The sequence below is a fragment of the Pseudoalteromonas sp. SR43-3 genome (genome assembly GCF_014163875.1).
GTDB lineage: Bacteria > Pseudomonadota > Gammaproteobacteria > Enterobacterales > Alteromonadaceae > Pseudoalteromonas > Pseudoalteromonas distincta.
In genome coordinates this window covers 49,039-58,914 of the sequence record NZ_JACJEC010000022.1, presented here as the reverse complement: position 1 = coordinate 58,914, position 9,876 = coordinate 49,039, and the positions used below count along the sequence as shown (strand labels likewise).

5 protein-coding genes, 1 tRNA gene and 2 pseudogenes are annotated in these 9,876 nt (G+C 41.6%); 5 read left to right on the top strand and 3 right to left on the bottom strand.

From position 1 onward, the window contains the following. Nucleotides 1-50: 50 nt before the first annotated feature. Entirely contained in the window at nucleotides 51-689 is a 639-nt protein-coding gene (locus H5088_RS17900) for a hypothetical protein (RefSeq protein WP_182754027.1), read from the bottom strand. Between the two features lie 817 nt (nucleotides 690-1,506). Here H5088_RS17900 and H5088_RS17895 point away from each other — a divergent pair. The 5 genes and pseudogenes from H5088_RS17895 to H5088_RS20415 all read left to right on the top strand — a co-directional run. Further along, nucleotides 1,507-1,662 (top strand): annotated as a pseudogene (locus H5088_RS17895) (dihydrolipoyl dehydrogenase); the annotation flags it as partial. A gap of 145 nt (nucleotides 1,663-1,807) precedes the next feature. Further along, entirely contained in the window at nucleotides 1,808-2,740 is a 933-nt protein-coding gene (locus tag H5088_RS17890; protein ID WP_002961341.1) for a hypothetical protein, read from the top strand. Between the two features lie 1,496 nt (nucleotides 2,741-4,236). Continuing rightward, on the top strand, nucleotides 4,237-5,814 hold the full coding sequence (locus tag H5088_RS17885) for a glycoside hydrolase family 68 protein (RefSeq protein ID WP_182754025.1): 1,578 nt from the start codon (nucleotides 4,237-4,239) through the stop codon (nucleotides 5,812-5,814). 288 nt (nucleotides 5,815-6,102) lie between these two features. Further along, nucleotides 6,103-7,770 (top strand): glycoside hydrolase family 32 protein, encoded by a 1,668-nt coding sequence (locus H5088_RS17880; protein WP_259398141.1) that lies wholly within the window; start codon nucleotides 6,103-6,105, stop codon nucleotides 7,768-7,770. A gap of 275 nt (nucleotides 7,771-8,045) precedes the next feature. Beyond that, a pseudogene (locus H5088_RS20415) lies at nucleotides 8,046-8,537 on the top strand (DDE-type integrase/transposase/recombinase); the annotation flags it as partial. A gap of 520 nt (nucleotides 8,538-9,057) precedes the next feature. Here the strand turns inward: H5088_RS20415 and H5088_RS17870 are convergent. Next, a tRNA-Arg gene (locus tag H5088_RS17870) sits at nucleotides 9,058-9,132 on the bottom strand. A gap of 72 nt (nucleotides 9,133-9,204) precedes the next feature. After that, the gene (locus tag H5088_RS17865; protein ID WP_182754023.1) at nucleotides 9,205-9,873 is read right to left on the bottom strand and encodes a FlgO family outer membrane protein; all 669 of its coding nucleotides are present in this window, start codon (nucleotides 9,871-9,873) and stop codon (nucleotides 9,205-9,207) included. Between the last annotated feature and the right edge of the window lie 3 nt (nucleotides 9,874-9,876).

Genomic DNA, 9,876 nt, shown 5'->3' with positions numbered 1-9,876 from the left:
TACCAAGCGCACAGGGCGTGCATCTGTGAAAGTGTTATGGCAAGGATGGCTTAAGTTACAAGCCATCCTGGAAGGCTACGATTTAGCAAAATCTCTTGAGTCAGACTTGTGATCAAGAGACAGCCTATTTTAGCGCCTTTATTTAATGCCTCAACTGCTCTACCCGATAATGCGCCGAAGCTCATTGCCGATATATTTAATAAGGATGCTTCATAAGGTTGGCTAGATTGCTCATTACCAATAGTTACCCTTGGCTTAGTATCTGGCTGAGATTTAGGTGCCATAGAGTGGCAAACCCACGTATAACCATCTTCTTTTACGTTGCGTTCTGTACCTAAAGGCCGCGTATCACTTTTACCTTGCGAGCGAGCATAAATAAGATTACGCGCTTCAAAACTGTAAGGTGTACCTTCTAAATCATCCTCCACAATGTATTGGCGTAAAAATGGTCGTAAGTCGTAAAATATGTGCCTTATCCATGCTATTACCGGATAATTTCTAAGCAACGTGCTACTAGTTTGCAACCTGTCTTTAATGCCTAGTGCCACAAAAAAACCAGCAATAATGATGACGAATATTGAGAGGTAATTATAAGGATTTAAAAACAGAACTAGCACTAACACAATCAATGCACTGATCGGTAAAAAAGCGCGCATTAATAAATGAAAAAAAGAAGCCATTTGTTTCATTATCGTATTTCCCTTTCTTTTGAGTGAGCAAAAGCAAGGTGAAAGCATATACTAACCCAAGCTCGAGCAATTAATAATCTACTCTAGGGACACACTATAATAAGCAAACTGAACAAAAACTGATGAAAGAGACTAAAAAAGGAACAAACAAAAATGGGCTACGCTCAATCAACTAATAGCAATTGCATTAAATAAGTGATCTATTATAGCGCTAAGAAAATAGCACAATGACAAGGCAAAATTGTGATGTATAAAGTCAAAATTTGATGATCATATACAAAGCTCCTAGAGTTTTTCGATATAGTTGTGTTGACCAAGACATAAACGTTATCAGAGGAGCTTAGTATAAAACTATATGGTGGGGTGGAGTTGACTTGCATTCAAATAATAGTGTAATTCCTATCATTAATGAACAGGGTGAAACGCTTAACTGCAATCGTTTAAATAATGACATCTCTGTCATTTTATCTTTTTAGCCCCTTATAAATACAAGCTAGCAGGACTTGTTGTTGAATCAACATTTAATTTGTATTGGTTAGTTGATGCATTAATAGCTGCAAAGTTTAAACTTCACTTAGCGAATCCAGCTGCAACCCAGCAATACTCTGGTTAAAAATATACCAACGAGCATAGTGATGCACGCCGGTTAGCTGAAATGCTAAGTCTAGATATACTCTCTGGAGGCTATATTTATCCCCGAGAACTCAGGGCTGTTCGAGATTTAATGCACAAACAAATGGACATTGTTCAACAGTCCACTAAAAACTTATTATCGGTGTAAAGTTGTTATATGCGTCATCTTGGTTATAAGCTCGGTAGCAACAAAATGACCGTACCAGAAATGCTTGATATGCCATTTTACCACCCAGTAATTGAAGAAGGGTTACGCACCGCTCTTCGCGACTTAAACGCCAAACTTAAATTTGGCCCAGACATTGTAAATTCATGTATGGAATGTGGCCCAGGCGCATAGCCTATTTACCACACATACAAACTTGCTAAGCAAAAGCCAAAACTAACGTTTTGGCTTTTTTTTATAATTTTTTTAAGCTGACCTCTCAAAAAAAATTTTAGCTGTTACACTTAATTGATAATTCAATTAAAAAGATGGAATAGCTATGCCCAATAATAAATTTAGACTAGTCACTCGCAGCGATTTTGATGGCTTAGTTTGTGCCGTATTGCTCAAAGACTTAGACCTAATTGACGATATTTTATTTGTTCATCCAAAAGACATGCAAGATGGCAAAATAGACATTACCGAAAACGACATTACGACCAACCTCCCCTACGTTGCAGGCTGTCATATAGCATTCGATCATCACCTTAGCGAAACCGTTCGCAACTCAAGCGACATAAAAAACCATATTATTGACCCAAAAGCCCCATCAGCAGCTCGCGTAGTTTATGACTATTATGGCGGCGCTGAAAAACTTCCAAATATTTCTGTTGAAATGATGGACGCGGTAGACAAAGGCGATGCTGCTCAGTTTTCAAAAGACGAAATATTAAACCCAACCGATTGGGTATTAATGAACTTTATTATGGATGCGCGAACTGGACTTGGCCGTTTTCGCGAGTTTAAAATTTCAAATTACCAATTAATGATGAAACTGATTGATGCGTGTAAAGATCAGAGCATCGAAGAAATCCTACAAATGGAAGACGTAGCCGAACGTGTTGCTTTATATAACGAGCATAACGAAAAAGCCAAAGAGCAAATTTCTCAATGCGCTACCGTTCATAAAAACTTAGTAGTCCTTGATTTAACTCAGGAAGAAACAATTTACGCCACAAACCGATTTGTTATTTATGCCATGTACCCCGACTGCAATATCTCGATTCATAAAATGTGGGGCCTTAAAAAGCAAAATGTAGTGTATGCCATAGGTAAATCAATAACTAACCGCAGTTCAAACACCAATGTTGGCGAACTGTGCCTTAAATACGGCGGCGGCGGCCATTTAAATGCAGGTACTTGCCAAGTAGAAACAAGTAAAGCTGAAGCTGTACTTAGCGAATTGATTGATAAAATTACAAGTGATGGTTAGTTGTAAGCTGTTATCTACCTAGCAGCGAAATATAGTGTATTAGTATTGACTATAGCCTCAGTTGAGTTTGGGTTGAACCAAAGTTAGGATCCTGAATTCATTCCGGGTGTGGGTAAAATTATTGATCATACTTTCAACCATAAGTTGATTTATGTTTTCATGCAGCGCGATAGATTACGTGGCGAAAAGTAGCCTAGCAAAGCACGTTATTATCACCAATAGTGTTAGTATTGAGTGCCGACTAGCCACTGTTAAAAATAATTTTTTAACAGTGGCTAGTATGTGTACCTAGTGTTTGGCGAGCAAGGTAGAAGGGCATAGTTAGTATGATTTAACGTCGAAGAAAAATGTATCCGATACGCAAAGTGACTGCTAAAAGCTCTGCTGGGATAGTTCGGGCGATGATTGCATCTTAAGATACTACCGTCATCATTTCCTCACGATCACAGTAGGTAATACCAGTAAATTCTGTGACCATGGCTGGTAGCAAACAAACTAAAAAACTGCCCCCCCCCTCGCCAAATAAAACCCATATTAAAAACTTAAGGTAAGTAAAAACTTTAACGGATCCCTATCGCAGCAAAGCAAATTGCTGGCGCTCAACGAGACCTTAACTTTCGGCCAAGAAAATGTTTGGGATATAAAAACTCAGCAGTGGTGTTCGATAAATTACCTAGTGCGACTTAATTTACTAAGTGGGGCACTTCGAGTTAATTGGCGTCATGCTGCAGATTAAAACCTTAGCAGGAAAGCTCCTCAAGCCTCGAAGCAACAGTATTTTATGGGTAGGCATCGCTTTTTGACTCATCGAAAAATAACAACACGGGATCCTTTAATCGGTATTCATTCTTCTAATGCATAAGCGTTAGCATAAAAAGTATTATAACTTCCTTCTTAACGACTTAATCGATTAAGTTAAGCCTTCATTCAACAGGTGCCGCGTGAGAATTAATACATTATTTTTTCGTTAAGATTTAAATGAATGATGATAACTTTCAAGCATAAAAACTTATTTTTTTAATATTAATATTCACTTTTAAATTACTACCTCTAAGTTACTTACAAAAAAGCCAGTAAACACTAACACTATAGAGCCCGCATATACTAGAGAACCTTAATTCAAGATGAATTAACGAGGTCATTTGAAAGTTCATATATGCAATAGTATTTTATATTTATATTTTCGATTGTTTTTGATTGTTAAATCGGTGAACCATTACAAAAAACAAACTTAATCGTTTAAGTTTTTAAAAGAGTGGTATATAGTAAAAAAGCTAACATCATGTAGCGCGGGCATTATTACGCCCGAATTTCCTGGCTAATTCCAGAAGACAACCTTTGTCCGAATCGATTTCGCTATAAAAGTCACATATATTCAAGTGAATACAACTGGTTTTCACTCAAAATAATTGATTTAGACTAGGATAACAGGGGTCTTATTAGGCTGAGGCCATCCTTTTACGGGAAACAATTTTTAATTTAGTGAGAAGATATTGATGAATAGTAAAATAGGTAAATCGACAATCCCAATTCTGTGTTCATTTCTGGGCTTAACAACGGCAGCTGTTGCAGAACCTTATCTACAGCCGGGTCCCGAGCCGACATTTCACACCCAAGAGGCATTTGCACCTGAGAGTAATTTCACTGCGAAGTGGACGCGGGCTGATGCACGCCAAATCAAGCGAATGTCTGATCCGACGGCTGGTTCACGTCAGAATTCGATGCCTGAAGAATACACTATGCCTGACATCCCGCAGAACTTCCCTGACATGTCGAACGAACAGGTCTGGGTATGGGACTCTTGGCCTCTGACTGACGAGGATGCTAATCAGTACAGTGTCAATGGACAGGAAATCATTTTTTCTTTAGTAGCCGACCGTAGCCTTGGCTTTGATGACCGCCACGTTTACGCAAAGATCGGCTACTTCTATCGGCCGGCTGGGATTTCCGCTGACCAACGCCCCGAAAATGGTGGTTGGACCTATGGTGGTCTCGTGTTCGATGAAGGTGTCACCGGTGAAATTTTCGAAGACCAGTCTTACAGCCACCAGACCCAGTGGTCAGGCTCGGCGCGTATTTTTCCGGGTGGCGAAATAAAGTTATTTTTCACAGATGTTGCCTTCTACCGTGATCAAGACGGTGGACCGGACATCAAGCCTTACGACTCTCGGCTCGCGCTAAGCGTAGGCCATGTGCATGCTAATAAACACGGCGTGAGATTCACCGGTTTCAACAAGGTTACGTCGCTACTCGAGGCTGACGGCACTTACTACCAAAATGCTGAGCAAAACCCTTACTATAACTTCCGCGACCCGTTTACTTTCGAAGATCCGACTCATCCAGGTGAGACCTATATGGTATTTGAGGGCAACTCGGCCATGGACCGGACAACTGCACAGTGTGATGCGGACGACCTTGGCTACCGGGACGGCGACCCTTATGCAGAAACCGTAACCCAAGTGAATGCATCGGGTGCGCCCTTTCAGATCGGTAACGTCGGTCTGGCAAGGGCTACGAACGACGACCTAACCGAGTGGGAGTTTCTGCCGCCTATTCTATCTGCAAACTGTGTCACCGATCAGACTGAACGACCGCAGATCTACCAACAAGATGGCAAGTACTACCTTTTCACTATTAGCCACAGCACCACATACGCAACAGGTATTACTGGCCCCGAGGGCGTATATGGTTTCGTAGGCAACGGTATTCGCAGCGATTACCAGCCGATGAACCAGGGATCCGGACTGGTGCTGGGTAACCCAACGAACCTCAACTACTGGCCGGGTAGTCCGTTTGCGCCAGACTATAATCAGCATCCAGGTCAATTCCAGTCGTACTCGCACTACGTGATGCCTGGGGGCTTGATCCAATCGTTCATCGACACGATCGGCACTCAAGAAAATTTTCGTCGCGGTGGGACGCTTGCACCTACAGTCAGGATAGAAATCAACGGCGACTCGTCAGAGGTTGATTATTCCTATAGCGTAAATGGTTATGGGCTAGGTGGTTGGGCCGATATCCCTGCAAACCTTAATGTGAATTCGGGTGGACAGATCAAGCCTCTAAAGAAATAGCTTTAGTAAATTAATCTATACAGCCCTTATCAGTGGGAAGAGGAGATGGCGATGTACCGGCGTATCCTCTTCTCCCTTGTTTGTAAATGGCAAATAAAGGTATGCTCGACTTATTCGACAGTCTCTCGAACTGTCGCTCTGTTTTTTTGTTTTACAGCAGTGATTTCTGAAGCACTGCATTTCCTTATTTTACAAGTTTTTCGTACTGCCCAATATCATCTATCATGCTCAATGAGTACCTTTGCGCAATTACATTGCTTTGTAATCGGTGCTCCAATAAGGGGAATTATGAACCACAATCTTATTTTAATATTTGCAAGTCGCTGGTATATGACAATTTGCGTGTTGGTCGTGTTGTTCTGCTCAGGAATGTCGCTGGCCGTCGAATTAGGTTCTGAAGCAGCGTTTAGCTCTTCACCGTTGCCTCTGTTGACAGAAGAATCATCTAAATACAAGCGCCCAGCTAATTGGGCGAGATATCGGCCCGCGGTGCACCTAACCCCCGCCAAACACTGGATGAACGATCCCCAGCGTCCAATTCTGATTGACGGTATCTGGCACTACTATTACCTCTACAATGCCGATTATCCCATAGGAAACGGTACTGAGTGGTACCACGCGACCTCGGTTGATCTTGTGCACTGGCAAGATCACGGTGTGGCAATCGACAAATACAAGAACGGCCTCGGCGACATTGAAACCGGTAGCGCAGTAATTGACATCGATAACACTGCAGGCTTCGGCCCTGGCGCTGTAATCGCCATCATGACTCAACAACACGAGGGTGTACAGCGCCAGTCGCTCTTTGTCTCGACTGACGGCGGCTATCGATTTAAGGCGTACCACGACAATCCTGTCATGGACAACCCTGGATCCGAGCATTGGCGTGATCCTAAGATCATCTGGGACGACACGCGCAATGAATGGCTGATGGTGCTGGCTGAGGGTCATAAGATCGGCTTTTACACGTCGCCCGATTTGAAGCATTGGAAGTATCAGTCTGGGTTCGAGCGCGACGACCTTGGGATTCTGGAATGTCCCGACCTATTCCAAATGTCGGTCAACGGTGACAGTGCAACTACACGATGGGTGCTGGCAACTGGCGCGAACGGCTTTAAAAAAGGAATGACCACGGGAACCCTGTACTGGACCGGAGTATGGGACGGAAAAAATTTCACCGTGGATAGCGATGAACCTCAATGGCTAGACTTTGGCGCCGACTTTTATGCCGCAGTGACATGGGAAGACCCACGCCACAATGACGCCGAACGCCTTGCTTCTCGCTATGCCATTGGTTGGCTCAATAACTGGGCCTACGCCACCAAACTCCCAACCGATGATTGGCACGGGGGGGCCAACTCGATCGTACGGCGCATCATGCTACGGTCTGTAGACGGTAAGCCGCAGCTTGTCTCGCAGCCCATCAATGCGATCGACAAACTTGAGGGTAATACAGTAGCTCGATCCAATATTCGGGTGATGGAAGCGTCGAAGATGGCACTTCCTCAGCCTCAATCCGATGCCTACCGACTCCGGGTTAAGATTGACGCTGACTCAGATGCTAAAGAGATCCACTTCCGTCTTAAGGAAGGCAATGGGCACTTTTCTGTCGTTGGATACAACTTTGCGAATGACACTGTTTTTGTCAAACGCGATAAGGATGCTATAGCCAATGCGATGCCCAAAGTTTACCGCGAGGTTCGAAAGTCCCCCGTACAAGCGCGCGATGGCTTTGTCATGCTGGATATCATTGTAGATACAACATCCATTGAGGTCTTTGTAAATAACGGCGAAGTTGTACTTTCAAACCTTGTATTCGGCGCTCCCGGTGCAAATGACCTATCGGTCGAGTCAATTGGAGGAAATACGGAACTGAGTTTATTTGAGCTAACCCCTCTCAAGGTTGCCCCGGTCACTCGCAGTAAAGGTAATGCGGGCTTGGGCCCTACTCCGTGAAATTTAGCCTAGATTGTATTTTAAGATGTTGCTGGTTATTGTGTGATTCATAGGTATCGTTTCAATATACTATCTCTCTATGAACAAAGAAACTCAACAGCTATTAAAGTGGATTGAGCTTTAAGAAAAAACAATGTTGTGGGTCTAGTTTGACGTCGTTGGTATATCTAGACCTACTCTTCAAATTGCTACCAGCGATACATAGAAAACAGCATAGACGTACTCACAGACCCCCAAGCACTAATATTTATTATCAAATAGAAAATGGGTGCTAGAAGCTCCAAAATCAGCTTCTACACGAGCATAACTTCCATCCATCACTTGACTCAATTCATAAAGTCCTGACCAAATACGAAGTAAAGCCAATAGTTTTTCAGCAAAAGAAAAATACTTCATTCGATAATAAAGGCCTATTCCTAGTGACTAAATTCAGATGGATACATGTAAAGTCGCGCCTGAATTTATCAGTACACTACCATTGATGATTGCTCTAGATATCGCGTGTTAGACGCCTTTAAACGTAGAACGGCAAACAATACACTTACCTTTGTCGATAAAGTGATAGAAGAAATGCCATTTCCAACACGACGGTACAAACTGATCGCGCAATGGAGTTTTTTGCTGAGAAGGTACTGCTCAAATTGATGGAGCATAACATTAAATTTCGTCCCAACAAATCAGGCTCTCCTCACTTAAATGGTAAAGTTAAGAGGCCACAAAGAATCGACAAAGAAGAGTTTTATTCGACCGTTAATTTGGATTTTGGAGATCTCAAAAGTTAAACTTTACCTGAATGACGGCATTACTACACTACAATCAGCAGCACGCTTACGGCTCATTTAGAGGTAAAACACCACGGGTATTGAATGTGAACGCCTTGAACTACATCACTTTGAAGAACGTTCAAGCTAACTACGAAACGCCTAAAAATAGTTAAGAAATCAATTAAACTATATAATATTAAGCCTGAGAAATTAATGCATCATTAGTTAAGCTGATTTTTAGAAATCTTTATCATTTATAAAAAATCAGGAGTGATGTAGCGGTCAATTAATTTCAAATTTGATGAGGTTTCTACTTTCTACTTAACTTTATTGGCTAACTTTAAAAAACCTTTCGGCTTTTTTTACACTTTATTCTTAACTGGGCTATTCGTAATAAATCTATGCTAGTTGATATCAGTGAAACAATGGCTAGGTACAATTATAAAAGTTGAGTGTAATCCACTATTTAATAAACTCATCACGCTACATATGTGCTACTCAAGCATAACTCATTAAATTTAATTGGTAGCCCCTGCAGGAATCGAACCTGCAACTGCCCCTTAGGAGGGGGCCGTTATATCCATTTAACTAAGAGGCCACAAACAAGCTGTGTGCTTAGAGGTGTGAATTATAACGGCATCTGGTTTTTTATATCAAGCGACAACTGAACTTAATTACTTGATAAGTATATATCTTCTTTATTTAGTACATAAATTGGGATTAGTTTTCGACTACTCGCGACGATTTTTTTTGTATGCGCGTTAATTACACGTGTATTTACAACAACAGCATCACTGCGATAAATTAATGTACCCGCTAATACATGGCTCGCCATTTGCTCTTCGCTAAGCTTTTCAATATCACGCGAGAAAGCAAAATCACCACGGCTATTTACATCTATTGTTTGGGTTGTTTTAAAATCAACCACGCCATAACCAAACTTTTGTAACTGATGAATTAATGTTTCAGAAATTTGATTACCCAATTGATTACTTTTAGTAAGCGATGAATCAAGATCGACCAAAGTAGTAACGGCAATATTAATATTGGTGTCGGTATCACTTTCAAATTCAAGCGTATCAACCAAATCAAGTGCCATTTGCTCTACATAGTTAGCAAGTGTTTTATGGTGCTGAAGTGGTGTAAATTGATTGCCGTTAGCATCGTCTTGAGTTGATTTTTGCTCGGCTGTTTTAAGCATGCTTGCTAAGTCATAATTTACTTGTGTGGTTGAAGATGCATTCATTTCAGCACTTTCATTATTTTGAGTAAAGGCACAACCAGTTAAATTAGCTAAAGCAAAAAAAACGATAAAGCGGTTTAATAATTTACTATACATAAT

What these genes read in the sequence shown, in the direction of transcription:
- H5088_RS17865 (WP_182754023.1), bottom strand. Translation starts at nt 9,873, where the DNA reads ATGTATAGTAAATTATTAAACCGCTTTATCGTTTTTTTTGCTTTAGCT.
- H5088_RS17900 (WP_182754027.1), bottom strand. Translation starts at nt 689, where the DNA reads ATGAAACAAATGGCTTCTTTTTTTCATTTATTAATGCGCGCTTTTTTA.
- H5088_RS17890 (WP_002961341.1), top strand. Translation starts at nt 1,808, where the DNA reads ATGCCCAATAATAAATTTAGACTAGTCACTCGCAGCGATTTTGATGGC.
- H5088_RS17885 (WP_182754025.1), top strand. Translation starts at nt 4,237, where the DNA reads ATGAATAGTAAAATAGGTAAATCGACAATCCCAATTCTGTGTTCATTT.
- H5088_RS17880 (WP_259398141.1), top strand. Translation starts at nt 6,103, where the DNA reads ATGAACCACAATCTTATTTTAATATTTGCAAGTCGCTGGTATATGACA.